The following is a 26,384-nucleotide window of genomic DNA, read 5'->3' on the forward strand; positions in this document are numbered from 1 at the left end:
ATGCAATTTATATAGCTTGGGTTAAGCGGCGGAAATTTCAACATGGTATGAACCAAACTTTCGAATATTGATACACCCGGTGTCAAGTATCAAGTACTGCCCTTTTATCCCCATTAACGTCCCGGATACTTCTGGCTCCTTATCCAGGTTTAGTGACACTACTTTTTGGGGCCATACGTCAACAGGATATTGCATCTGCGTCTGCTTATCATCAACAAGCTCCACGAGCTCTTCAGGGAAGTCATCCCGTATACGGTTGATGTCATCCTCGACTAACGCCAGTAAACGATCACGCTCCTCGACAATATCAAGTTCAGGTACCTGCCCTTTTAACATTGCGCGCCAATTTGTTCTATCTGTCACATGTTTTTTGAATGCGACTTCAACCAAGCCGGACAAATGCCGGGTCGATACGCGAAAAACAGGGATGGCTTCAATCGCGCCCTGGTCTATCCACCGGGTCGGTACTTGCGTTTCTCGTGTTATCCCGACTTTTATGCCCGAAGAGTTTGCCAGGTAAACGATATGCGGCGTCATACAATGCTTCAAGCCCCATTCGGGTTCACGGCAGGTACCCGCAGCATAATGGCATTTCTCTGGACTCATAATACATGTGTCGCATGATGCCAGCTTTGAAAAGCAAGGGTAGCAATAACCCTGTGCAAAGCTCTTTCTCGTATTTCTACCGCAGTGACAGCAGGATATTTTCCCCTGATACTGAATCTTGATTTTATGACCCACAAGCTCATTCAGACTCAATGAGGAATCACCCAATGCCAATGTGTAGTTAACAGGCTGTTCTAATTTAACAGCCATCTTCGACAAAGGGCCTTCACCTAATAATGTCACTCCAACTCCTTGATATCAAAATTTATTTTTACCTGTCATGATAAAAAAACGCTAACCCACATTAATTACATCGACTGCTTTTGGCTCTGCAGAGGACGCACAAGGTGTTGCCTCAACCTTAGCCCTGTCAATAAAACCAATCCGGTCAGACTCATCGATGTTTGCCTGGTTCTCATAATAAATGACTGCCTGCATAGAAATCTCTTTTTGCTCTCGAGTCAGTGTTCTGCCGTCCGGCCACTTGCCCAGCTCAATAGCCGTGCGCAGATTTTGGTATATTTGGGGGTCTATTTTCTGAATAATCTCTTCAAATGTCATGATAGTAATCCATAAAAAGCGAGCCCGGACTATATCATATGAGACAAGGCCTGAGCCATTGTTTCACTGTTACCGTCAGTAATGCCCTGATGACCCGTGAGCAATAAAAGCAGGCAACCCAACGACCTATACAACCTGTCAAAACACAACTAATTTCGGCAAGCCGGAAAATTAATTAAATAAGCTATTTACAACACAAATGATAATCATTATCATTTGTGTTGAGTGTTAAAGCTCAACTGATCTCTCTCATCAGGAACTTCACGGATTGTGACCCCCTCTTTAATAGAGGGGCTTTTTATGTTCCAAAGCCTTTTCTTGAGTGAGAGGATAGCGCGATAAAGGCGTAAAGAAGCCCCATCAACAACCCAAACAGGTGCGCAGAGTTAGCCATTCGCCCTATTAGCAACGCCTCTGTCAGCGGCGTATAACCAATGATTAACCAAACAACACTAATCCCCATCAACGCGGGCGGAAACACCAATTCACCCGGCCTAACGCGACTCCACAACCAACAATAGCCAACGAGCCCATATACAACACCGGACATTCCGCCAAATAAAGGCCCAGCTTCTAAATACTGGGCAATATTCGGAATAATTGAGCAGACCAAAAAAAGAGCAACAAAGCGCAACCGCCCCTGTGAACGCTCTATTTGCCCCCCCAGAAACCAGAACATAAGCATATTAAAGATAAGATGTGCTGCACTAAAGTGAAGAAAGTCAGGGGAAATCACTCGCCAGAGTTCAAACTGGGCAAAGGTCATCACCAGCATGTCAAGCTTTGAGGATAACAGCGAAATCTCACTCGCCATTGGGTTAACAATCATCAGCGAACGCAGGATAGGGCCGCCCTCTCCAAAGCCAGTGAGGAACGCTACGATGACAGAAATGCATATCAGTGCCATTGTCATTGGTGCCTGCTGCGGTGTAGGTCTGGGGAACGCTGCGCCCTTTGGCTGAAACGAAAATGTCAGTTGAGCGCTGTAGTTGTCGAGTTGCTCTTTAAACTCCTTGTCGCTGAGATAGCGCGCCAGTGCCGACCTTACAGGCTCTTCCGCATTAATGTCTTCAACCCATACCACTTGAAAGCCGTTTTCTTCCGCGATTCGATGAAGAACTCGTTGACTATTAAGCCAGCGGCTAAAAAGAGAGAGATCAATATCGATATCAATTTCACTTACTTTTATCACGCTATCAACCTTTTCAAGTATGGCATAACAACCACTTAAATATCATTTCTGAACAGCCAGCCTGCCCGCTCTCACATTTCAGGCTTAACAACATCAACCCATACAAATTTGTCTTTCGAGAGAGTCTTCTCTCCATCCATACGATAGGCCACCAACTTCCCGTATTTAACTGCGCTATAATCCAGGCACGCAATGTTCGGTTGAATGGGGGTAGGGGTACCAGACATCCAGTAATGCCCGACGAACACCGGCGGTAAGTGAGATTCGTAGCTTAATAACTGTCGTTTTTCATCTTCGGTCAACCGGTGTTGGGCAATATGCTCGGGAAGCGGGTCGGGCTGAAATACAATATCCTGATATATTTCCGGATTATTATTCCAAAACTTGGTTCGAAAAAAGTGGCGGGTAAAACCATCCTTGCCAACAATACTCTCTCCATTTGGAAGTCGCATGTCGGTGCCCCGCAAAAGTCTATCCATTACCTGCCCTGCGAAGCTATCCTTAACCGCAGATGCATGCAAAAAATCTTCATCAATTAAATTTCCGCCATATCGTTCTTTAAACGTTGCTATTAACTGCTGATCCCAGCAAGCATGCACCACTCTAAAGTCTTCAAAGTCTAAAAAAAGTGGCATCTGGTAAAACCAGTCAAGAAAGTCATTCCATTCTGTAGAGTAGGACTCGAACTGATCCAGGGTCTCCCGAATCAGGCGTTCATGTCGCTCATTATGCTCTCTCAGGAAGGTATGGCCACTCCCCGGCCGAGCTCTCGTGCAATAGCCCAACGCATTATATTCATGGTTCCCCATTACAATATGCGCAAAACCATGTTCTACCATATCTCTAACAATGTGCAACGCCTCTCGAATTCGAGGCCCACGATCCACTATATCACCAATAAAAACGACCTTTCTGCTAGGGTGCTGATAAATGCCGTTTCTCTTGCTGTATCCAAGCTGCTCCAGCAACTTAACCAGTGTCATCATGCAACCATGCACATCACCTATCAGATCATAACCTTGCGATTTCGCCACTACCCCTCCAGCACTCTAATACGTCTATTTCTAACGCCACTTATTAACAGTGCAGTAATTATGTGTAAGTCCAAAAATTGCGCTAACATCGTTAGCTAGTACCCAGATTATGAGCCCAACCGAGCTTCTCCCGACATGTCTCATAAAAGTTATGGCTTGTCGGATGTATTAACCTGACCTTATAGGGCCGTTTATAAATATTGACTGTATCGCCTGGAGCAACGGGGATATCGTTTTGCCCATCACAACTTACTTGAGGGTAAATCTCGTTGGCTTCGCCGATAATAATTTTAATTTCACTATTCCCATCTACGACAATAGGTCGGCTGCTAAGTGTGTGTGGGAACATAGGTACCAGAGCGATCGCATCAAGCTTGGGGTGCAATAAAGGCCCCCCGGCAGATAATGCGTATGCGGTTGATCCTGTTGGCGTTGACACGATCAAGCCATCAGATCGCTGACTGTATACAAACTGGCCTTCAATGAACAAGTCAAAGCCAATCATTCGCGTCGATTTACCTGGGTGAAGCACGATGTCATTAAGGCCAGCTCCATAAGCAACAGGCTCTCCATTGCGCTTTACAGTCACTTCAAGCAGGAATCGGCGCTCTTCAATATATTCTCCACTTAAAACCTCACCCACTTTCTCTTCTAATTCTTTCGGTGAAATGTCAGTCAAAAACCCCAACCGCCCTCTATTTACCCCTAAAAGCGGCACATTCGACTTTGCAAGCTCCCTTGCAGCCCCCAACAAACTACCATCACCACCAACAACAATAACAAGATCACACACCTCCCCCATCATCTTTACGCTGCTGACCTGCAATCCATGCCCGGGCAACAGGGTGGACGTATTTTCCTCAACAATCATGTGGTAGCCTTCATTGAGGAGATATTTTTTGAGATTTCGAAGCGTTTCAACAACCTTTACGCTTCCCATTCGGCCGATCAGCCCAATATTACGAAAGTGGTCCATAGTTTCTTTGTATACCTCCAGCGGTGTATTGTCTCCATCTTAACGGAAACAACTATGCAACGGAAACAACTATGCAACGGAAATATCTATACATCTGAAGTACACATCTATAGAAAGAGCAGCAATGAATAGGCCTTCACAAAAGAGGGAGTACTCAAAACTAAATTCGGTTTACAAACAAATATGCAAAACAAATATATTAAAGACTTAGCGTGGGCAATCAGCAGCCCCTCACTGGTTAACGAGCAACCTGGCTGGCCCAACATAGTTGACACATCGAAGGATACCTGGGTGACTCAATGGCTATCATCACTCGATGCAGACCCATCCCCACTTCAACAGCACTTAGCTAAAGAAAAATCCCATTTTATTGGCACCTACTTTGAGTCTCTTTGGGCTTTTTATCTGGCTTCCAACCCGCAATACGAGCTGATCTCCAGGAACCTTCAAGTGAATTCTAAAGCAAGAACAGTGGGCGAGTTTGATTTTATTTTGAGGGATAAGGTTACCGGAGGCTTTATTCATCAAGAAGTCGCTATAAAGTTTTACCTTGGATTTAATAAACAGAATATTCACGAGTTTTCAGATGGGAAACATATCTGGCTGGGTCCACAATGCAGAGATAGACTAGATATAAAACTAGCCAAGATGATTAACCATCAAGCGAAACTGTCAGAAACAATACAAGGGAAGCAGGCGCTTGAGTCAATAAAAATTGATGTAGACACAGATAAGCTAACACCTCAGCTTGTTTTGAAGGGCTACCTTTTCTACCCCCAAACACAGCCAGTAACGCCTCCCAAATTTTGCAACCCCAACCAGCTAAAGGGAAGCTGGCTCACATTAAACGACTTCGTCGAGCACATTGAAAAAGACTCGTCTGACGCATGGGCCCTGCTGACGAAACCTGAGTGGATAAGCCCCTTCAGTTCAAGTATAGAGCACAATCAAAGCAACATTTTTTTTAAAAAACCAGACATTCTAAGAACCGCCAGAGAAAAGGTTTTGAATGAGCAACGCCCTTGGATGATTGCATACCTAACGGAGTCCAAGGGCTATTACACTGAAATTCACCGACAGTTTATAGTGCCCGATGATTGGCCACATCTATATGACGAGTGAGTATCTGTAGCAGATATTCATTGACGGGAACCGAGCGCCCTTTCTATGCCTCGCCGTCCCTGCAACCCTCCGGTGTGAACAGCAACCACTCGCTGACCGTTCTTAAAATACCCTGCTTTGATCTGATCAAAAATACCGTAGAACATTTTTGCCGTGTATATTTGCTCGAGCGGTATATCAAACTGGCCTTCAAACCACTCAATAAAGGTCAATAACTCTTCCTTAACCTTAGCAAAGCCACCAAAATGATAAGAGTGATCAATACTATAGTCTGGTAAAGACACCTCTCCAGACAACGATTGATACTGATTAATTAAAGCATCTATATCATGCTTAAGGTAATTCGCACCTTTTAGTGCACTGTAACCAATACACTTTGTGCTTGCGCTTGAGCCTGCAACCAAGCCCGCAAGCGTTCCACCTGAACCAACAGCGCAACACAAATAATCACATCTATCCAGCTTGCCATGCACATCCAAGGCAACTTCAGACATACCTTTTACAGCCAGAACATTACTCCCTCCTTCTGGAGCCAGATAGAACTGGCCAAACCGATCACGTAAGCGCTGTATAAATTCAGGCGATGTTTTTTCACGATATTGCGCGCGGGTTACAGGGTAGAAATTCATCCCCCATGCTTGGCATTCACTTAGCGTTGGGTTTAAGGGTAATACAATTTCCCCTCTCAGCACGCCAGTGGATTTCAGCTTTAAGCGATAGCAAGCCGCTGCCAGCGCGTGCAAGTGATTTGAGAACGCCCCGCCAAAGCTGACAATATGAGAAGCATCCTGTTCGCAAGCTTGAATAAGATTGTATTTTAATTTAAACCACTTATTGCCTGATATCAGAGGGTCAACAAGATCCAAGCGTGCAACCCAGAGTTCAACACCAGATGAGTCTAGCAAGTCGTGTTCTAATTTTTCCAGCGGGATAGCAGGGGGCTCTAGCAACCATGAAACACCCTCAGCATGTATGATGCGTTCAGACACTATATTTTCGTACTCAAATTACCAAATCCAACACCTTAATGAGACTATTACGACTAAGCAATAAACTGATACGGAAAGCAACGAGGTGCGTTACACGCCCTTATGCTTTCCACATCGATCACTACTGCCAACTTCAAAGTCTCCTGGATTGCCAACAACATCTAAAGATTCGCCACACAGCTCACCATCATCTTTCTGAAAACAGCAAACCGGGTTATCCTGATGCTCAAGCCACTTTCGGTAAACCTCTTCGGTGACATAACATTTTGCAGCAGCATACTTTATGGGGCTTTCCACATAACGATAAATATCCGTAAATGGGACAGTGACATGGCCAGCACCTGCATGATATGCGACAAAGACAACTTCAAGATCCTTGAGTTTAGTCATCATGCTTTCGTGCTCAGCATCAGCAAGGGCTGTTTTGAGCTCTTCGAGTTCTGCCCGTAGCAGCTCTTCTTTTTCCTCTCGGTAGACCGACTCAATATCGCGCCTGTCCAACTGCTCTTTAAGGATAACAAGCTCTGCCTCTAACTTCTGCCGCTCCAACCCTTCAACTTCCGCCACCTCTGCATGCTTGAGTTTTTCTTCAAGATCTGACAAATGGGAAGACTGGGAGGACACTTTATCCTGCAACCCAAGAAATTGCTCATTGCGATTAAAGAGCTTCTCTTGCAGCTGATCATTAATGACTCTCAGCTTTTCAACACTCTGCTCAAGGCTCTGAATTTTAGTCTTGTAGGCTTGTGACTTTAATGCCATTTGCCTCTGATATTCTTCTTTCTGGGTTTCACGATGAGATTCAAGTGTTTTTATTCTCAAACGCTGATTTTTAATCAACCGGGCAAGCTTCAACCGGTGCTCGTTTTCCTCTGTGGCCTTGGCAGTATCCACAGCCGCTGTAACAGTCGGGATGGCGTCATCATTGATTTCAACAGGCTGCAATGTAGGGACAATCTCTTCAGGTTCAACCTTTTTAAACCCTAACTTGTTTTTATCTACCGCTTTCTTGATGGCCGAAAAATGGCTTGATCCCGGAGTCATATCCGGATCCCACAGCTCTTTTTGATGCCAGTTAATCGAGCACTGACTACGACAGGACAAACGAATTGCGCCCCCCCCCATATCAGGCCCGCTACCCGATATACCTGCTAACCTTTCAACAGGTATATTCCATTCAGGGTCTGCCCTCCCCTCATCATCGAAATAGATAAGAAAGAAGACCAGCGCCTCAACCTGCAACTGGCTATTTAGCACAACGTAAACTGCTTTTGCTTCTTGATCTGCCATATCAGACAAACCTACATAGCCATCCAATAGCGCCTCAAATTCAGAAAACAACATCTGCCGACTGACGGAGTTACCCTCCATGAAGAAAACTGCAACAGATTTATCCGACTTAAGACTTCCCATAACTTCCTCAAAAAGCATCATTAATTTCAGCCGGAGCACCGATAAAGCAGTATTCCGCAAGCCTAGTGTTATTAAATAATAGTTTAGAACAGTTTTACTTATCTCACTGTGATGAGTAATGCACACTAACAATTATTAATAAAATAATAATTGCTATCAGTTCGTTCACCACAAACAGAAAGCAACAATTGGCACTATAAAGGATGTACAGATGGGTGATTTAAAATCACCTTATATTCTTTAGGGAGGCTAGAAAGCAGGGGGAGACAAATCAAAACAATAACGAAAGCGTTCACCAGTGTTAAATAACGTATTTACATCTCAACAGCGTCATCAACCTCATCATCATCCATTTCATCAAACATTAATTCTAAAATATCTTCTTCGTATTCACTCATACCATTTATCTCTATCTATAATATTTCTCAAATAACCAAACACCTGTTCAGACAGGCAATAATTAACATTACCAAGCCCTAAAACACTACTGAGGAGTAGACAATCGCCGCTTGATGATAGATAGACTAATAGAAGAGTATTTCAGAAAAATTAAACTTATATTAAAGAATTATTACATCGAAGATAAACAAAAGAATAAAACTGCAGATATGCTCGATTGGATTAAATTTGAATGGCGGACCGGACGGGACTCGAACCCGCGACCCCCGGCGTGACAGGCCGGTATTCTAACCAACTGAACTACCGGTCCGCATCAAATTTTATATTTAGCAATATGCTAAATTGGTGGGTGGTACAGGGATCGAACCTGTGACCCTCGCCTTGTAAGGGCGATGCTCTCCCAGCTGAGCTAACCACCCAGTGGATTATTTTAAATTGGCGGACCGGACGGGACTCGAACCCGCGACCCCCGGCGTGACAGGCCGGTATTCTAACCAACTGAACTACCGGTCCGCTACAATATAAAACACTCACTAGCTTCCAATATTGGTGGGTGGTACAGGGATCGAACCTGTGACCCTCGCCTTGTAAGGGCGATGCTCTCCCAGCTGAGCTAACCACCCCAACCCGTATTGGAGATGCGCATTCTACTGATTCTTGGCAAAGTGTCAAATGCATTCTTCGAACTTTTTTAAAAAAAAGAGCATTTTTTAGAATATGATTAAAAAACCGAATATTTGCTTATATTTTAAGCGTCTAAGAATGACATAAGCATAACTAATAAAATATGTGCGGCAGTTGGAAAATATCGACTTCACCAACTATATTTCTGTAAGCAGCTCTGCGCTATTAATATTTTCCGTGCTGAGTTAACTCTGTGTAATAGAGATATATTATTTCTATGAAGTAGTCAGGATCCCCCGTGACACGCTCAAGGAGAAAAGGATGGGTCGCGCGCAAGAAATCCATTTCCAAGGACAGCACTACCAAGTAGACATCGTAAAAAAAATGCTGGTTGAAGAAATCAACCTTTATGAGCGGCGGCTGACGATTATCAAAAGAGCCTCACTGAAAGGCCAGGACAATCTGATAAAAACATATCAGGATATGATCGATGCCAGAGCCAACATTTTGCGACAGCTTGAAAGAATGAAAAACACCTAAATTAAGTGCTCAATAAAGCGGCACGGTGAATAACTCCGTTCATGGACAAAAAGCCTCAACACTTAAGTATTAAGACTTCCCCACCCCAAAGAACTCATAGCTATTTTTTTGCCTGAGACGTTCTGCCTGATTTGCTAACCGAAGCAGGGCTCTTTGCGCTACCCTTCTTAACCGTTGATTGAGATGTAGTTTGTCCAGCCCGCCGCTTAACTTTCTCAGCTTTCTGACTGAATTGTTCTTTGGTTACGGCACCTTTTCTAAATGCAGGCACAGCCTTATCAGCCAAGGCTTGGTTGAAGTCGTCAAGAGCGGTTTGAGCGCTATGAATCCGGCTCTCAACCGCTGCACGAACCTTTGGCTGAATATCATTAATCAGGCCGTTCAGACTATCTTTCCGCATATCCATCGCCTTGCTGTAAGCGCTGTCATAAACAGACCTTACACTATCAGCAAACTCTTTCGCCTTTTCCAACTGCCCCGCAACCACGTTTTTCACACTCATCACTATCTCCATTACCCCAAAACATCCCTATAATCAGATCAACCATACGGTCACTTTATACTTCCCGCTCACTCTTATTATTGTAGTCAATTATATTGGAACAGACTGCACTGATTGCGGTATGCAGCCAACTATTCCTCAGATTGCCCCTCTCCAAATGGCCACCACCACGACCCTTTTCCTTTATTTTGTTCTTCAGCAAGCGCCAAGAGATAGTTCTCACGCTCCTTTTCCAACGCTTTTAGCTCTATATCCGCTTCCGTTCTTTTCGTTGGGCCACCACCAAAAGGCCAATACCATTTAGGGCTTCTCCAATAGCCATCCTCTTTTAGTTGAGCCAACTCCTCCTCTTTCTCAGCTTCGAGCCGTGCCCTCTCTTTCTCGTAAGCGTCCTCTTTATTTTGCTCAACAATCGACGTACCCGCTGAATTTTTTGCAAAAGGAGGTTGGTTTTCTATAAATCGAGTTTTCACAATTTCTTTTATTGCGACGTCACGAGTAACGAGCTGCATGTCACCTTGCGCTAACGCATCGTCTGAGTCCAACTCCGGATTAGGCAGTGAGGGCGCCTCTATTTCAGAGTATCTAAAATAGTAGACCTTTCCTGCCTCCACTTGAAACTCTGCATCTACGATTTTGCTCAGTGCGAAATCACCGACACCTTCAAAACCGAGCAACAGACCAATAGGCCTTCTCATCGTAATTTGTTTTGGCCCTGGTGCCATTTCCAGCCAGGTAAACCCATTGGCCCGCAAACTTACGTAGCGGTGATCATCAATAAATACGCTAGGCGCATCAATTTCTTCAGAAGCCCAGCGGCTATCCGGGCGATAAAAATATACCAGTGCATTATTGCTTGAGTCCCACTTATCATTCGGGATATGAACAAATTGCTCGCCCGATACAGGCACTAAAAACGCACCTCCGTGCTTCTCGAATGCCATATAGAGACACCCCGTCTGAGAAGAGGCCATCACGGCAATAAACACAATTTGTAATATTCTTTTTAACATGTCTGTAAGCTCCAAAATCAACGCACCAATACTTTTCGATTAAACATCAGTATCAGGGATAGAACAGTCATATTAACAAACTTAAACGCTTAAAATTGAGAAACACCTCAAGTCGTAGAATACATTTTGAAACAATTCTGTTAATAATTGTTCAACCCAATCGTTAATTGAATGCAAGACATCTATCAATTACCTTGTATGTAATTACTAGGCAATCAAAATCCTTCGTCTATACTTCGAGTTTAAACAATCAGTTATCGATAAACCGTATTACTTAAGTAGGGATATAAAGGGCTTTATGTCAGATAATCACGCCAAGCAAACAGTGGCGGCTGCTAGAATTGCTTCAGAACTGCATCAGGCTCAGCAAGTTGCGCGGCAGCTAGCAATATCCTCAAAAAATGCACGAGCTATTGTCTTAAGAGCTGGCAGCCAAGCGGCAGGTCTTGCTGTTATCGCCAACTTTTATGACGAACTCGCCAATGAAACAATAACGCTGGCCAAGTCTATTAATACAACGGCACTTGAAATTTCCACACATTCCGTTGTCGAGTGGAGGAACAGTGCTGCACTTAGCAACCTTAATGATGCCTACCAGCTAGCAGAAGGCGCGCCCTATAAAAATGGCATTTTATCTTTTATGTCAGAGCTTAATTCTACACAGAAATCCTTAGACTATAGTTTTGGCCAGTTAATGAACGGCTTGAGAAATCAGCTTGGCGAAATACAGCAACACATGCGAGCAATCGACGTTATCGCCGTCACCTCAAAGCTAGAGGCCGTTCAAACTGGAGAGTTTCAAGGTCACCTTGTTGAGATGGCTGATGGCATTCAGGTGATGGCCAACAAAATAAAAGAACACGTTTCTCACTCAATTTCATTATTGGGAACCCCGAAATAATAGTTCAGACAGAGAACTCAAGATTATGCAAGCAACAACACTCTACAGTGACAAACATCGATGGATTATGTTTGGCAGAGACCCTGGCAAGCCAGAAAAAATCATTGATACCAACCAGTTCTTAATTACTTCGGGAGACCAGTCAATATTACTTGATCCAGGTGGTATTGAGTTGTTTGCTCCCATGCTTGCAGCAACCCTAAAATATGTTCCGATCGAGAACATTACTCACTTATTTGCATCACACCAAGACCCGGATATTATATCTTCTCTTGGCCTATGGGATCAGGTTCTGCCCAATGCCAAGTTACACTGCCCTTGGCTTTGGGAGGGGTTTGTTCGCCATTTTGGCATGAACAATATTGAATACGCCCCGATCAGAGACCAGGGAGAAACGATCCAGGTTGGAAACATTGATCTTCAACTTATCCCTGCACACTACCTGCACTCCTCAGGAAACTTTAACGTTTACGACCCTGTTGCAAAAATACTATTCTCAGGCGATATCGGCGCATCTCTTGAAGCACCAGAGGCACCTTTTGAAATAGAGCGTTTCAGTGATCAGATAGGTAAAATGCAGCTCTTTCACCAACGCTGGATGCCCTCGAACAGAGCCAAGCAAGACTGGATACGCAGGGTGAGGAAGCTAGATATAGAGATGATGGTACCTCAGCATGGGCGAATTTTCAGAGGTGAGAATGTGGGCAAGTTCCTGGATTGGTTTGAATCACTGGAAGTGGGGATAGCACTTCAGTAGCGCTCAGAACCATAAACACCCGCATTGCCAAGTTATGGCAGCCAGCGCATTAAACCAGGCTGCCTTACCTGTATAGCCTACGCTTCCAGCCCCAATAGTGAGGCGGCCTTTTTATAGCGAACAGATCGAGGATGGCTAGCAATTTTTAATATCGCACTATCCCTCTTCCAGCCAGCTGCGATCTTTGAAGGAACCTTCTCCCAAGCTTGTTCGTGATGCGCCAACCAAGAAGCGAGCCGGCTTGCCTGGTCATACATGACAATGTGAGCGACCGGCTCGTCAGCCGCAGCCTCCTGCAAACTAACCAGTGACGCTAGTATAGAGACAAGCTCCACCTTCGCTTCTACAGGCCATTTATAGGTCAATGCTATTTTTAAGAGATACGCTGACAGCGATACAAATACGTTAATGTCTTCAAACCAGCGGAATGGCTTTACGAAGTCCTGGTAACCATCTCCCGAAAACACATCCTCCGGATTAATCACAACCGAATCAAATGCAACAACCCCATGGCCGATGTCGGGAATAAAAGGTAAGGCCGGTAGTTGCGTAATACCAACTCCAGACAAAGAGGCATCGACCTTAACCATTTTTATTTGATTCCGGCCAAGATCTGATATGCCGAACTTAGCGGCGACAAGCAGACATTGAGCACTCCCCGCCAGCGTCACAAAGTCTTTACGTCCTGACAGAACAAAGCCCCCCTCATTGCGTTCTGACAACACGGCCTGCATATCCTGAGGATGTGTACTTTTGTTTTCAGTAACACAAAAAGCAGCCAAATGCTGCGCTGTATCCAGCTTGGTAAGTTGCTGTATAGCTATTTCGTAACCATAAATAAAAGCCTGACCTACGCTATTTGCCAAAAAACCACCTTGCAGCGCATTTAAGTCAAAGGCCGTGCCATTGGCTATTTTTCTGGTGTGTTTATACCAATCAAGAATGGGCTCTACCCTGCAATCGCCAGCGTCATTAATTTTTTTCAGGTTTTCAAGTAACCGGTTGATCTTTAGGAACTTATTCATTTGCGTCCTTTAGCATTGGCGATTATGCCCTTAATGGCGATTAGCGATCGCCTATCACATCGACTCACGCCACTACTGCCCTACTGAACCGAAGCTGGAGATTGCTGAGCCGACTTAATGGATAGCTGGAGGTCATTTAAGCGACGATCTAACGCTACGATTCGCTCGTTTAACTGCAACCTTGACGCATCTATTGCCTCAATGGCTACTTCATTTTGCCTAACCCGGTTTTCAACACCCTCATCACTCTTTAACTTTGCAATGCTTTGTCTAATTTCTACTATGGCGCTACCTGACGCTTCTTCAACGGACTTCAACTGAGCAGATAGGGTGCTATTTAGTTCTTTTGATCTGTTTAACTCAGCCTGCAGTGACGTTATTTCGCCTTGCAATGCAGCAATAGACGTAACGCTCTTATTAGCTTTAGCAGACCACCCTGCCAAACTTTTTTCTTGTTGTTTGAGGGTTGACTTGATTGACTTCAGATCTCCACCATATTGCTGTATAAGCTTGTCATTAGCTGCAATCGCCTTCTTGTTGCGGTCATATGCAACACCCCAAAGTTTACGAACCTCCGACTCAAGAAAATTCATTTTTTTCTGAGCGTCAGTCCCCGTCTCAATCAATTCTGCTCCAGTTTCGCTCAACTGACCTTCAAATCTGGCCATCAACAGCTTGCTCTGCCTAAGAAAAGCCAGTGCATCGTCAAGCTCGGCCCCCATCGCATCAAGCTTCTGCTGCTGCTTATAACCTTCCCAGCCGAATATAGAAACAACGACAGCGAGCACCAGCATCATTAACCAAACACTAATGCTGGTATTCGTCTTGGAAGCCTTTGCCGTGGCAGCAGACTGTTTGTCTGCTTTAATTGCAGGACTAACAGGCGTTTTTCCGCCTCCCTTCGCAGTCTTATTACGGCTTCGTTGAAAGCTATCGACTTCATCTCTATCTGGTCGCAAACTTTCCATTTAGACTCCTTAACTTTAATTTTTAATGGGAAATAATTTGCTTACTGCTAACAATTATCTGATTCAATGGACTCAAAGTAAATTGAGTTTGCATGGTAATCGCTGAATCACTAATATATGCCCCTTTTTCTGGCTAATATTCATTCAATCGAAGCGCAAGACCAAGTTTTTCGTAACGGTAGTACCATTCTAAGCAATTCTGAATGATACTGAATAGTCGCCGTAATATGCATTGATTTATCTTGAGGACACAAAATGCAACCACTTGTTGGCCTAATCATGGGTTCCAAGTCAGACTGGCCCACTATGGAAAATGCTGCAACAATGCTTGAAAAACTAGGCATTGCCTACGAAACCAAAGTTGTTTCAGCTCACCGTACACCTGACTTGTTATTTGATTACGCCAAAAGCGCCGAGTCCAGAGGAATTCAAGTAATCATTGCAGGGGCAGGAGGAGCCGCTCATCTCCCGGGTATGGTGGCGTCTCAAACATCGTTGCCAGTATTAGGAGTGCCTGTTAAGTCCAAAACGCTCAACGGCATCGACTCTCTATTATCAATTGCCCAAATGCCTGGCGGGGTCGCAGTGGGAACGCTTGCAATAGGCAATGCAGGGGCGACAAACGCAGGGCTACTAGCGGGACAAATACTCGCGTTACAAGATTCAAATATCAAGAAAGCGGTCGATGATTTCCGCAACAACCAAACCCAAACCATACTCGATAACCCTGACCCTAAAGGCGACTCTGAGGAGACCGCAAAATGAAAATAGGCATATTGGGTGCAGGCCAATTGGGGCGGATGTTAGCAATAGCAGGCTACCCGCTCGAAATGTCATTTTGTTTTTACGACACCAGCGGAGCACCAAGCGTAGGATTTGGTGACATATTGGTTGATAAAGGCGGTGCAGGCGAAAAGTTGGAAGAGTTTCTCAAAGAAGTTGATATCGTCACCTATGAGTTTGAGCATCTGCCACTGAAATTGACTCAAACGATTGAAAACCAAAAACCGCTATACCCTTCGTCAAGGTCAATTGAGGTTTGCCAAAATAGAGCCAAAGAGAAGGCGCTATTCAAAGAGCTAGGTATTCCAACAGCCGAATACCGCATCGCTACCAACGCTGAAGAACTAAAAGCAGCGGCTCAGGAGCTAGGGTGCCCGGTGGTCGCTAAATCAGTTACCGAAGGCTATGACGGAAAAGGTCAGGCAGTACTGAAAGAGGCATCAGATGCAGAAAAAGCATGGGCAGCCATCAATCATGATGCCGTTATAGTCGAGTCCTTTATTAATTTCTCCCGAGAACTATCTATTATTGCCGCACGCTCGACAACCGGTGAAATTGCGTTTTACCCGTTAGCAGAAAATAACCACCACGACGGTATACTCAGATACTCCGTGGCGCCAGCCCCCCACATTTCCGCAGAACTACAGCAGCAAGCGGAAAGCCATATCAAAGCGTTGATTAGCGAACTTGGGCATGTAGGTATTCTCACGCTGGAACTTTTTGAGACGCCAGAAGGGCTCATGGCCAATGAGATGGCTCCCCGAGTCCACAATTCAGGGCATTGGTCAATCGAAGGAGCGGCCAGTAGCCAGTTTGAGAACCACCTGAGAGCAATTGCCGGACTGCCACTGGGTGACACCCAGGCAAACAAGCCTACCTGCATGATCAATATTATTGCAGAAAAAGGCGATAAAGAAGCCATTCTAAAGCTCCCGTACGCCCACCTGCACCTCTATGGAAAAGAGGAACGTAAAGGAAGGAAGCTAGGGCATGTAACCGTTCAGGCAGACAGCTATGAAGAGCTCGCTTGGAGAGTTAAAAATGTCGCATCATTTTTACCTGGTAGCCCCGACTTTATATCATCGATTAGCTAATGCCGCCTTCCGCGGTTAGATTTTTCTGATCGCGGGGCATCATCTGAAGGAGATATATAGATACGCAGGGATTTCAGTGCTATTATCTCGCCCACAAAGTAAATTTGATGTAAATCAAGAATGACATCAATACTTTAACATTGCCTGATACCTTGGTAATGACAAATCAAAACAAATGCAATTCCTGATGGAAAAAAACGGAGAAGACCAGCATGGCTTTTGAACTACCAGCACTACCATACGCACAAGATGCATTAGCACCACACATCTCTGCTGAAACTTTAGAATATCACCACGGAAAACACCATAAGACTTACGTTGATAAGCTGAACGGAATGGTTCCTGGAACTGAATTCGAAGGTAAGACCCTGGAAGAAATCATCCAATCTTCAAGCGGCCCAGTGTTTAACAATGCGGCACAAATCTGGAACCACACGTTTTACTGGAATTGCCTCAGCCCAAATGGCGGCGGAGCACCTGAAGGCGCTGTAGCCGAAGCCATTAATGCTGCATTTGGTTCTTTTGAAGAATTTAAAGCGCAACTTAACGACAAAGCAGTTAACAACTTTGGTTCAAGCTGGACTTGGTTAGTTAAGAACGCTGATGGTTCTTTAGAGATCGTAAACACCAGCAATGCAGCGACACCTATGACAGAAGGAAAGACTGCACTGCTAACGGTAGACTTGTGGGAGCATGCATACTACATTGACTACCGAAATGCTCGCCCGGCTTACCTGGACGCATTCTGGAATCTCGTAAACTGGGAGTTCGTAGCCCAGAACCTGGCAGCTTAAGCGTTACAAGCTTACGCCTCTACACTAAAAAAACGCCGCCTCAGTGCGGCGTTTTTTGTTATTCACCTCCCGTTAGACATCGATAAACATTTCTTTCTATCGACTACTTCCCCGATGCTGTTTTTTTGCTACACTGATTGGTAGCCAATTGATTTTACTCCAAGTTCTTCTTGCCAATAAGAATATTACTGCCAATGACAGAATTGCACCCACAAAACCAGCGCTTGTCTATCAAACTGCTTCGCTGGGTCATTCTAACGGCCCTTATCGCTGGGGGGCTATTGAGCATTGGGCAAATTGCACTGGATGCCTTCAGGGCGATGGAAGAGCTAAACACCCAAGCAACACAAATTCTTGATGTAGTGAAAGACCCAGCAACCCAGGCAGTTTACAGTATTGATCCGGAACTAGCCGAACAGGTGGTTGAAGGGCTCTTCCAGCAACGCGAGATAAGATATGCAGGTATAGGACACCCTGATGACACGCTACTGGCAGAGCGAACGCGATCACTGCGCGAAGCCCCATTTAGATGGCTAACAGACCCGATTTTCGACAAAGAAAAAGAATTCAGCGTTAAACTAATAAAAAATGAGCCACAACCCGTTTATTATGGTGACTTGGTCGTAACGGTAGATACCGTCTATAAAGCCGAGCTATTTCTTGATCGCTCGGTGGTCGTATTTGCTTCTGGCATTTTAAGGGCAGGCATACTTGCTGCCATTTTATTTCTGGTATACCACTACCTCCTTACACGGCCTCTTTCAGATATTATTCAATCCCTGCTAAAAGTGAACCCCTCAGAGCCTGGAAGACAAACCATCATAGCACCGAAAAATCATGAAAATGACGAATTCGGCGTATGGGTTAGTACCGCTAATGATCTGCTAGAAGAGATTTCCGATAATCAGGAGAAAAGGCGAGCAGCTGAAGCAAGAGTGCTGAAGTTATCCCAGTACGACCCTTTAACCGGTTTACCGAACAGGTTGATGTTTCGAAACCACTTGCAAAGCACACTGGATGATGCTGAAAGAGCTGGCCACAAGGTGGCCGTGTTATGCTGTGGAATCGATGATTTCAAGTCGATTAACAGTCAGTTCAACTACACTATTGGCGACCAGCTGCTTCAGGCTTTCGCCGAAAGACTCACTAGTAATCACGGCTCACTGCACACTGCTTCAAGGCTGGGGGGCGACCAGTTTTCGCTAATTCAATACAACATCCATAATGCCTACAATGTAGCCGAATTAGCTGAAGATTTGCTCAAGCGACTTAGCGAACCTTTTGAGATCGATAACTTTAGCATCAACCTGTACTCAACTATTGGCATTACGATTTTTCCTGATGACGGACAGACCGCAGATGAACTGCTGCAAAAGTCCGAACAAACGATGACTCTGGCCAAAACGGTCAGCCGCAACCAATTCCAGTTTTATGTCGCAAGCGTTGACAGCGAGATGCGTGAACGCAAACTAATGGAAAAGGACCTATCCAAAGCACTGACAAATAATGAGTTTCACATCGTATTTCAGCCTCAAATAGACTACAAAGATAACTCAATCATTGGCGCTGAAGTGTTAATTCGTTGGATTCACCCTACCCGAGGGTTTGTCCCTCCTGATATTTTCATTCCTATCGCAGAAGACAACGGATCAATTATTGACATTGGCAACTGGGTGCTTGATGAAGCGTGCAAACAAGCCTCTATTTGGCAGAAGCAAGGCCACTTTATTAAGCTGGCCATTAACCTGTCGGCCGTGCAGTTAAAAGACTCTACTATCGAGAAGTACATTCAGAGCACGCTGGAAAAACACGGAATAGCGCCCCAATATCTTGAAGTAGAGATAACCGAAACCGGCGTAATGGAAAACCTGGCCAAAGCAGTCAGCACACTGACTCAGATTAAAAAGTCGGGTATTACAACGGCAATCGATGACTTTGGAACAGGTTATTCATCGCTTAGCTATCTTAAAAGACTACCTATAGACAAAGTCAAAATTGATAAACAGTTTGTGCATGATTTACTAGTGGACGAAGATGATACCAGCATCGTTAACGCTATCATTCAGTTGAGTAAAAGCCTACACCTCAACGTTATTGCTGAAGGGGTCGAAACAGAGGAACAGGAGGCTTACCTGATAAGCCGTGGGTGTGATATGGGTCAGGGATATTATTACAGCAAACCGGCCCCTGCAGATGAGTTTTTGGACTATCTTTTGGCCTACTCAAAAACCCCCTCTCAAATTGATTAACTATTTTTACATCAACACTTTTTACGTCAACAACGTTTACATCAACAGAAAATTAAAGGTGAACCATGTCAACCAGTACAATGATTGGACTTGGAGTGTTAGTAATCGTGATTTTTTATCTAATCTCGATTTACAACAAGCTTGTCACATTAAAAAACCGCTTCAAGAATGGCTTTTCGCAAATCGACGTACAGCTGCAACGCAGACACGACCTGATCCCTAATTTGGTCAATGCGGCAAAAGCCTTCATGAGCCACGAAAAAGAGACACTGGAAAATGTTATTTCTGCCCGCAACCAAGCTACACAAGCAACCAAATCTGCTGCTAAACACCCTGAAGATGCGACGGCAGTGAAAAAACTGTCTGGCGCCGAAAACATTCTTAACAAAGCACTTGCTAATTTTTATGCCGTGGCTGAGGCATACCCGGATCTTAAAGCAAATGAGACAATTCAGCAGCTCATGGAAGAACTATCAAGCACCGAGAATAAAGTCTCGTTTGCCAGACAGGCTTACAACGACTTTGTAATGGCTTATCACACCTATCGAGAGCAGTTCCCCAACAACTTTATTGCCGGTTTTTTCGGCTTTAAAGAGACCGCTCTATTTGAGCTTGAAGATATAGAAGCCAAGAAAGCAGTCAAGGTCTCCTTTGATTAGAGCTTAGGCGTTTAAGCAATTTGAACAATTGTCACTTGGCCCTATGAATTTCTTCGATCACCAGGCGATAGCACGCAAGAAATCACTACTTTTAGGCATTTTATTCTTAATAGCCGTGACCCTTATTGTTGGTATCACCAATCTCGCCTGCTACTATGCCTTGACGTTTGCTGAGGCCCAGCCGTTATCACTCCAACAGTGGTTCGTTAGCCGACCCAGCATCTATATTTCTGCCACTCTCACCGCCATTATTGTCTCGGGTAGCCTTTATCAATTTTTTAACTTGTCTAAAGGCGGCCAGGCAGTGGCAGAAATGGCCAGAGGGAGAAAAGTTGACACCGATTCATCAGACCTTCTTGAGCAAAAATTTATAAATCTGGTTGAAGAGATGTCAATTGCTTCAGGCACTATGATGCCAGAGCTTTACATTATGGATCACGAGCATTCAATCAACGCATTTGTAGCAGGCTATGAGCCAACTGAATGTGTGCTGGTGGTGACAAAAGGAGCCCTTGAAAAGCTGTCACGAGATGAACTCCAGGGTGTTATCGGCCATGAGTTTAGCCATATATTGAATGGTGATATGCGGATTAATATTCGTCTAATCGCCGTACTAGCCGGTATTCTTTTAATTGGTCAAATTGGCCAATTCTTAGTGAGCTCGGCATTCAACCGTTCACACTCATACCGATCAGGAAGAAATCGGGGTGATGTGGCATTATTGGGTGTCGGCCTGGTTATGATCTGTATTGGATACACCGGCCTGTTTTTTGGCCGAATAATTAAAGCGGCCATCTCAAGGCAAAGAGAATTTTTGGCGGATGCCGCATCTGTCCAGTTCACCCGAAACCCCGAAGGTATTGCAGGTGCGCTGTATAAGATTTATGACGACCAGGACGGCTCAAGGCTCCGTTTTACGCACCATGCAGAAGATATTAATCACTTATGCTTTTCAGAGTCGGTCAAGATGCACCTGAGTGGACTTCTGGCCTCTCACCCTCCCCTTAAAGAACGTATAACGACCATTGGCGCATCGTATTTTGTACGGTTCAAAGCACGTGCTCATAAAGCGAGAAAGCGCTCAGCGTCGTCTCCCGAAGAGCCAGTAGGCATTTACACGAATAGCCCGCAAGAAATTACTAATACAACCAATATTGCGCCGCATGTTAATTCACTAGCGAGCCAAATGGCGGCATCAACTAACACTCAAGCAGCGGCTCCCCATCAACCGATAGAGTACAGCATAGGCTCTGTCAGCCCTGCTCATATTGATTACGCAGCATCGCTGCTGCAAAGCATACCCGCAAGAGTTAAGCAGCTGGCACACTCATCTAGTGGGGCACAAAGCTTAATCCTTTCACTGATGCTTAACGAAGCAAAGCTAGCGTTAGATAAAAACGCCTTTAGCCAGCTATCAACCAGCACTCAAGCGAATCTCAAGTCCAACACCTATAATGAGGTTGCCCTGTTACTTAAGGACATTACAGTTAATCAACGAACGCCCATTTTAGAGCTTGCCATTCCCTCGCTTAAAAAGCTCAGTACCGATCAAAGAAGCTGCTTTATTGATGACCTGTCGACTATCGCCAACCTCGACGCAAAAATAACATTCTATGAATTTGCACTGATCACTTTAACCAAGCAGCAACTTAACCCCTCTTTTGGCCGCAAAGTGATCAGCCAATATCACTCCTTCAAGAGTGTTACAAACGAAGTTGCAATAATGCTCAAGTTATTTGCCATGGCGTCAACGCCAAACAAAACAGAGCAACAGTTGCACTTTAGGCGCGCTGTTCGAACATATTCCGACGATATTCGATGGGAAGACGACTTGCCTTGTTCTGTAAAGGGCGTCAGCCACGCGTTAAACAAACTTAGGCTGTTGTCTCCTTTGTTAAAGCGCCCCTTAATCGACTCATTTGTAGAGTGTGTAATGGAAGACAACGAAATCAAACCGCGAGAGTACGAGCTGTTAAGACTTGTGGCCATTGTGCTAGATTGCCCCATCCCTCCATTGCTGGTTCCCACAAAGGCATAATCGCCTAATCAAACTTAACCGTACACGTCCTTATTTCAAGCAGGCCTAAACGCAAAAAGCCAGGTACTTTAGAAAAGTATCTGGCTTCCGGTAAGCTAATTCTGTTCTGCTCTATGTATTAGCCTAATGTTTAAGCGGTAATGGCAGCGAAGCAGTGTATTTCTACTCCTCGCTCTCAGGCTGCTCTTCATCAACCGTGTCATTCAGTCGATTACCATCAAATAACGACTCAACGGCAGGCCTTGGAATAATCTCGCCCTGCGGCCGCTCTCTAATCCGACCACGATCCTTTTTAATACCTAAATTGAGTTCCCAAAGCGCGTCAAACTTCTCTTCAGTAATCTCTTTAGTTCTTAACTTATCTCTTAAAATGCTGGGCCGTAGAAAGATCAATAAGTTCCTTTTTTCCCGTTTGTTTTCCGTACTTCTAAACAGTGCACCAAGCCACGGTATATCGCCTAGAAATGGAACCTTACTGACCTTAACCCTGTAGTCTTCGGTAATTAGCCCACCTAATACAATCGTCTCTCCATCGTCTGCCAGGACATTGGTTTTTATTTCTCTCTTTTGAGTCACAATATCAGAGGCAACTTCCACACTGTCTGCAATGGAAGAGATCTCCTGGGTAATTTCCAGCCTGACCAAGTCCCCTTCGCTAATACTCGGCGTCACGACCAATTTGACACCAATATCTTCGCGGGTAATGGTGGTAAATGGGTTAGACGTCCCGTCACCTGCGGTAGTGGACTCACCCGTTTTGATAGGAATATTCTGGCCCACGATAATCGAAGACTCTTGGTTATCCATAGTGATTATTTTAGGTGTCGATAGCAGGTTAGCATCGGTGTTTGAGTCAAGTGCCTGAATCAATGCCCCCCAACTGGTTCCGTTGTTTTCCTGGCCTATACCCAATGTCAGGCCGCCTTGGGCGACACCACTAATGGCTGTAGGGTCATCTGCAGCAATCGCGCTTAGCACACTTGAGGCGCTCAAGCCGACCTCACCAAAATTAGTTAATGCTCCTGGAACTGTCCCCCCCGCATCATAAAGCGCCCACTGTACGCCTAACCCTTTTGTATTTTCATCACCAATTTCAACAATCGCAGCCTCAATCAACACTTGGGCACGTCGAACATCCAGCTGACGAATAATCTCTTCTGTTTCCTGCAATACAGACGGTTCAGCACGTATCACCAGCGCATTGATACCTTCATCCGCATAAACAGTCGCTGAGGTACTGCTGCTCTTTTTCTTTCCCTGATCTTTGGTTTCTGAACTGATATCCCCCATCAAGCCTTTCAGCAATTCGGCCATCTCTTTTGCATCTGCATGCTTCAACCGAACAACTTTGGTTGTTCCAGAGGTAGCCGCTGGTTGATCGAGCTTTGTGATAAGCTTTTTAATTTTTTCACGAAAGTTTTCATCGCCTTTAATGATCAAGCGATTGCTTCTCTCATCTGCAACAACACTGAACTTCTTCGTCGATGCCTTAGCACCCGCCTTACCCAACTCGGATGGTGCCAACTCCTCCAGGAGCTTTACCATATCACCAACCCATGCCTCATCCAGCTGAACCACTTCTAGCTCATACTTCGATGGGCTGTCTAGCTCATCAATTATCTGGCTAATTCGTTTAATATTAGAAATATGATCACTAATAATCAGCGCATTTGCCGCCGCGACCCCTGCTAAGTGGCCATATTTGGCGACCATTGGGCGAAGAATTGGAACAAGTTCTAACGCATTTGCATTTTTAACCTGAATAACACGGGTGACTAGCTGCTCTGAAGGCACTCTTTTAAGCAACCTAAGATTAGTTGCTTTCTGCTTTGCCTCATTTTGTTGAACGATCTTGATAACGCCTGCGGATGGGATAGCTGAGAAGCCATGAACCTGAAGTACCGAGAGGAACATTTCGTAGACCGCATCGCGATCCATTGGTGCATTAGATATTACGGTTACTTTACCTTTAACCCTGGGGTCAATAACAAAACTGTACCCGGTAATGTCAGAAATCTGAGTTACAAATGCTCGAATGTCAGCATCTTTTAGATTCACTTTCCACGTCTGCTCTTCAGACCATGTCGGCTGAGAGAACATAAACAAAAAGCTCAGAATAATTGCACTACTAACTGAAATAAACCGCTTCATCGAAAACTGTATTCCCACGTTTCTAAATATTTTGGTTGTTTTATTATTGCTTGTAACTTGTTCTAGCGTAATGGGTAGTTTATGTAGAAACTGGTTCCATCTCGCTCAACCTCGACTTCCAGGCTACCTTCTTGATACAACTGTTTAAGCAATGCTTTATCTTTATTAATATCACCCAGTGGATTTCCATTTACTGAACGCACCACATCACCAGGTTTTAAGTTCATCCCGGCTAACATTGGGTTATTGCCATCATAAACATAACCTGAAGCAGAACCCTCTTTGACAGGCCGCAATCCCACCGAGGCTAAAGCCGTCGCGGGGCTTTCAGCTAACCTTTTTTCTGCTACATCAACAAACTGTTCAGGAGATGATATCTGTTTTCTATTAAAGCTAGGTTTAACCTTAGCAATTCCACCTTTCTTGGTATCTTCAAAGCTAAGGGTCTCAAGTCTTCCATTGCGTTTTAACAGTACTCGATCACTATAAACAGCCACAAGTTCAGCGTTTCCTGGCAGTTTATCTCCAATCTTAAAGTACTCTCCCTTTTTTCCTCTCTCAGCAACTATAGCACTAGATTCTTCCTCGCGCTCAGCTGTAAAGACACCTTTTAACTGAAGCTGCAACTTGGTTTTAGGTGCTTCAACGTTTTTCATCAACTGCTGAGTCGGCCGTGAAGAGTCCTCTTTCCCAAATAAACTCTGTGTTAACAGTATAGAGCTGTCTACCGTGCTGCGTGAAGAGGGTGCTCGATTATCACTCACCCAACTTGTCGCGCCTACCAGTGCCTGATCTTCCGTTAATACATTCCATGTGAGTTCTGCCAGCAGCTTGGAGCAATAAATCACAAAGCACAACAGCAAGATAACAAGCATCCATTGTGGAAGCTTGTCTTGTGACGTTAATTTGCTGTATTTCTCTGTTGCCACGTTCTAGCGCTCACTCTTTCTGTTCTTTAATGGCTTATCCGAATAGCGATGTTTTCAAATAGCTATGTTTTTAAATAACTCATTTAGCTAACTGCGGATTACTATTTCATCGCTGGCCCGTTCTTCAACCTGTAATCGCTCGTTTCACAGCGACGGAGGATCGTACTACATAATCCTTCTTTTGGCTTTGAATACAACATCATTTTCTGACGAGTTTTTTGGCCATGGTTCATTAGCTAAATCGAGCAGCCTCCGCTTAACCCTGAGTGTCGCCGTACCTGTTCGATCCAATTGTGCTTCAATTGCATTCACAGAAGATTCAGTGTCGCTAATGTGCATGAGTGCGATATCGCCTTTTTGGCTTATTTTGCCAATAAATGGCGGAAATTGACTACCATGCATCTCTCTTCCTGCCGGATACTCTACTCTTCCACCACTCCAATCAAACTGCCCAGTCGCTGATGTCACAGCGCGGTCAAAATACCCCAGTTCCAAACTACTAATAGTTAGATCGCCGTTAAGTGTGACTCGTTGTCTCTTAAACAGCGTATTTAGAGCCTGGAGATTAATTTTTCCTTTGGTGCCACTAAGTTCCACACCATTCGAAAATACACTGATGTCCGTATTGAGTGTGCCTGCAGAGCTTTTTACTGCAAGCTGAATCGGTAGCTGGCCGGCAAAAAGCCCAGTTAACGATATATCCCAATCCAATACTCCTTCTATCCCCTTTGAAGAAACATACGCTTCGCCATCCCAAACTGTGCCAGAGAGCCCTTTGACATTAATTTGTAGAGGTTTCAAAGGTAATTGAGGCGATAGATATTTCCATACAAAACTGGCAGGAAGAGTTGCAATCAAAAAGGAGATATAAGAGATCACCCCCACCAGTAAAAATAACAATATTTTCTTAAACACTTGATCAGTTTCTTCTTCAGTGCCCCAAAGCGAGCGTCTAACTTCAATAAATTACAGCCTAATTCTAACGTTAAATCCAGCTTTTATCAGATATTTATACCTAAAAGTAGAACTTTCTCATTTTTGCTACATTATGGGCGGGATGCCGTA

The 26,384-nt window shown here is 44.6% G+C and carries 24 protein-coding genes and 4 tRNA genes; 10 read left to right on the top strand and 18 right to left on the bottom strand.

The features are described from left to right. Positions 1–21 precede the first annotated feature (21 nt). From MY523_RS10480 to MY523_RS10500, 5 genes are all read right to left on the bottom strand, one after another. Positions 22–816 carry a DUF2797 domain-containing protein gene (locus MY523_RS10480; RefSeq protein ID WP_250658807.1) on the bottom strand — a complete coding sequence of 265 codons (795 nt, stop codon included), beginning with the start codon at positions 814–816 and terminating at the stop codon, positions 22–24. Between the two features lie 84 nt (positions 817–900). Then, positions 901–1,167 (bottom strand): YeaC family protein, encoded by a 267-nt coding sequence (locus MY523_RS10485; RefSeq protein WP_250658712.1) that lies wholly within the window; start codon positions 1,165–1,167, stop codon positions 901–903. 298 nt (positions 1,168–1,465) lie between these two features. Continuing rightward, on the bottom strand, positions 1,466–2,359 hold the full coding sequence (locus tag MY523_RS10490; protein ID WP_250658713.1) for a rhomboid family intramembrane serine protease: 894 nt from the start codon (positions 2,357–2,359) through the stop codon (positions 1,466–1,468). A 71-nt stretch (positions 2,360–2,430) separates the two neighbouring features. Next, positions 2,431–3,393 carry a metallophosphoesterase gene (locus tag MY523_RS10495; protein ID WP_250658714.1) on the bottom strand — a complete coding sequence of 321 codons (963 nt, stop codon included), beginning with the start codon at positions 3,391–3,393 and terminating at the stop codon, positions 2,431–2,433. 91 nt (positions 3,394–3,484) lie between these two features. Next, positions 3,485–4,369, bottom strand: coding sequence for an NAD(+) kinase (locus MY523_RS10500; RefSeq protein ID WP_250658715.1), 885 nt, complete (start codon positions 4,367–4,369; stop codon positions 3,485–3,487). A 183-nt stretch (positions 4,370–4,552) separates the two neighbouring features. On the opposite strand from MY523_RS10500, the gene MY523_RS10505 reads away from it, so the two are divergent. Continuing rightward, entirely contained in the window at positions 4,553–5,491 is a 939-nt protein-coding gene (locus MY523_RS10505; RefSeq protein ID WP_250658716.1) for a DUF1853 family protein, read from the top strand. A gap of 17 nt (positions 5,492–5,508) precedes the next feature. Here MY523_RS10505 and MY523_RS10510 read toward each other — a convergent pair whose 3' ends face one another. The 6 genes from MY523_RS10510 to MY523_RS10535 all read right to left on the bottom strand — a co-directional run bounded on the left by MY523_RS10510 (position 5,509) and on the right by MY523_RS10535 (position 8,915). Next, positions 5,509–6,480, bottom strand: coding sequence for a 1-aminocyclopropane-1-carboxylate deaminase/D-cysteine desulfhydrase (locus MY523_RS10510; RefSeq protein ID WP_250658717.1), 972 nt, complete (start codon positions 6,478–6,480; stop codon positions 5,509–5,511). Between the two features lie 90 nt (positions 6,481–6,570). Continuing rightward, complete coding sequence (locus MY523_RS10515; RefSeq protein WP_250658718.1) at positions 6,571–7,914, bottom strand: hypothetical protein; 1,344 nt, start codon at positions 7,912–7,914, stop codon at positions 6,571–6,573. A gap of 611 nt (positions 7,915–8,525) precedes the next feature. Beyond that, positions 8,526–8,602, bottom strand: a tRNA-Asp gene (locus MY523_RS10520). Positions 8,603–8,635: 33 nt separating this feature from the next. Further along, a tRNA-Val gene (locus tag MY523_RS10525) sits at positions 8,636–8,711 on the bottom strand. Positions 8,712–8,728: 17 nt separating this feature from the next. After that, positions 8,729–8,805: transfer RNA gene (locus MY523_RS10530), tRNA-Asp, on the bottom strand. A 34-nt stretch (positions 8,806–8,839) separates the two neighbouring features. After that, a tRNA-Val gene (locus MY523_RS10535) sits at positions 8,840–8,915 on the bottom strand. Between the two features lie 322 nt (positions 8,916–9,237). Here MY523_RS10535 and MY523_RS10540 point away from each other — a divergent pair. Continuing rightward, positions 9,238–9,456 (top strand): hypothetical protein, encoded by a 219-nt coding sequence (locus tag MY523_RS10540; RefSeq protein ID WP_250658719.1) that lies wholly within the window; start codon positions 9,238–9,240, stop codon positions 9,454–9,456. A 100-nt stretch (positions 9,457–9,556) separates the two neighbouring features. On the opposite strand, the gene MY523_RS10545 is transcribed toward MY523_RS10540, so the two are convergent. Beyond that, positions 9,557–9,958: a hypothetical protein gene (locus MY523_RS10545; RefSeq protein ID WP_250658720.1), complete on the bottom strand. Its 402-nt coding sequence runs from the start codon at positions 9,956–9,958 to the stop codon at positions 9,557–9,559. A gap of 131 nt (positions 9,959–10,089) precedes the next feature. Continuing rightward, complete coding sequence (locus MY523_RS10550; protein ID WP_250658721.1) at positions 10,090–10,971, bottom strand: DUF2846 domain-containing protein; 882 nt, start codon at positions 10,969–10,971, stop codon at positions 10,090–10,092. A 298-nt stretch (positions 10,972–11,269) separates the two neighbouring features. Between MY523_RS10550 and MY523_RS10555 the strand changes: the two genes are divergently transcribed. Both MY523_RS10555 and MY523_RS10560 read left to right on the top strand, forming a co-directional pair. Further along, positions 11,270–11,872 (top strand): hypothetical protein, encoded by a 603-nt coding sequence (locus tag MY523_RS10555; RefSeq protein WP_250658722.1) that lies wholly within the window; start codon positions 11,270–11,272, stop codon positions 11,870–11,872. Positions 11,873–11,897: 25 nt separating this feature from the next. After that, positions 11,898–12,629 carry an oxygen-binding di-iron domain-containing protein gene (locus MY523_RS10560; protein WP_250658723.1) on the top strand — a complete coding sequence of 244 codons (732 nt, stop codon included), beginning with the start codon at positions 11,898–11,900 and terminating at the stop codon, positions 12,627–12,629. 77 nt (positions 12,630–12,706) lie between these two features. Here MY523_RS10560 and MY523_RS10565 read toward each other — a convergent pair whose 3' ends face one another. Together MY523_RS10565 and MY523_RS10570 are read right to left on the bottom strand one after the other, a co-directional pair. After that, entirely contained in the window at positions 12,707–13,654 is a 948-nt protein-coding gene (locus tag MY523_RS10565) for an acyl-CoA dehydrogenase family protein (RefSeq protein ID WP_250658724.1), read from the bottom strand. Positions 13,655–13,734: 80 nt separating this feature from the next. Then, a complete protein-coding gene (locus MY523_RS10570; protein ID WP_250658725.1) occupies positions 13,735–14,622 on the bottom strand; it encodes a hypothetical protein in 888 nt (295 codons plus the stop codon). A gap of 255 nt (positions 14,623–14,877) precedes the next feature. On the opposite strand from MY523_RS10570, the gene purE reads away from it, so the two are divergent. From purE to MY523_RS10600, 6 genes are all read left to right on the top strand, one after another. Further along, positions 14,878–15,387: a 5-(carboxyamino)imidazole ribonucleotide mutase gene (purE, locus tag MY523_RS10575; RefSeq protein WP_250658726.1), complete on the top strand. Its 510-nt coding sequence runs from the start codon at positions 14,878–14,880 to the stop codon at positions 15,385–15,387. Next, a complete protein-coding gene (locus MY523_RS10580; protein ID WP_250658727.1) occupies positions 15,384–16,499 on the top strand; it encodes a 5-(carboxyamino)imidazole ribonucleotide synthase in 1,116 nt (371 codons plus the stop codon). Before purE ends, MY523_RS10580 begins: the two co-directional genes overlap by 4 nt. A gap of 212 nt (positions 16,500–16,711) precedes the next feature. Next, positions 16,712–17,293, top strand: coding sequence for a superoxide dismutase [Fe] (gene sodB / locus MY523_RS10585; protein ID WP_250658728.1), 582 nt, complete (start codon positions 16,712–16,714; stop codon positions 17,291–17,293). Positions 17,294–17,487: 194 nt separating this feature from the next. Beyond that, positions 17,488–19,542, top strand: coding sequence for a putative bifunctional diguanylate cyclase/phosphodiesterase (locus MY523_RS10590; protein ID WP_250658729.1), 2,055 nt, complete (start codon positions 17,488–17,490; stop codon positions 19,540–19,542). 65 nt (positions 19,543–19,607) lie between these two features. Beyond that, complete coding sequence (locus tag MY523_RS10595; protein WP_250658730.1) at positions 19,608–20,201, top strand: LemA family protein; 594 nt, start codon at positions 19,608–19,610, stop codon at positions 20,199–20,201. Positions 20,202–20,244: 43 nt separating this feature from the next. Next, positions 20,245–22,239, top strand: coding sequence for a M48 family metallopeptidase (locus MY523_RS10600; RefSeq protein WP_250658731.1), 1,995 nt, complete (start codon positions 20,245–20,247; stop codon positions 22,237–22,239). 162 nt (positions 22,240–22,401) lie between these two features. Here MY523_RS10600 and gspD read toward each other — a convergent pair whose 3' ends face one another. The 3 genes from gspD to gspN form a co-directional block, all read right to left on the bottom strand. Continuing rightward, positions 22,402–24,390, bottom strand: coding sequence for a type II secretion system secretin GspD (gspD, locus tag MY523_RS10605; RefSeq protein WP_250658732.1), 1,989 nt, complete (start codon positions 24,388–24,390; stop codon positions 22,402–22,404). Positions 24,391–24,452: 62 nt separating this feature from the next. Then, entirely contained in the window at positions 24,453–25,319 is an 867-nt protein-coding gene (locus MY523_RS10610) for a type II secretion system protein N (RefSeq protein ID WP_250658733.1), read from the bottom strand. Positions 25,320–25,484: 165 nt separating this feature from the next. Next, entirely contained in the window at positions 25,485–26,234 is a 750-nt protein-coding gene (gene gspN, locus MY523_RS10615; protein WP_250658734.1) for a type II secretion system protein N, read from the bottom strand. Between the last annotated feature and the right edge of the window lie 150 nt (positions 26,235–26,384).

Source organism: Alkalimarinus coralli (assembly GCF_023650515.1).
Classification (GTDB): Bacteria; Pseudomonadota; Gammaproteobacteria; order Pseudomonadales; family Oleiphilaceae; genus Alkalimarinus; species Alkalimarinus coralli.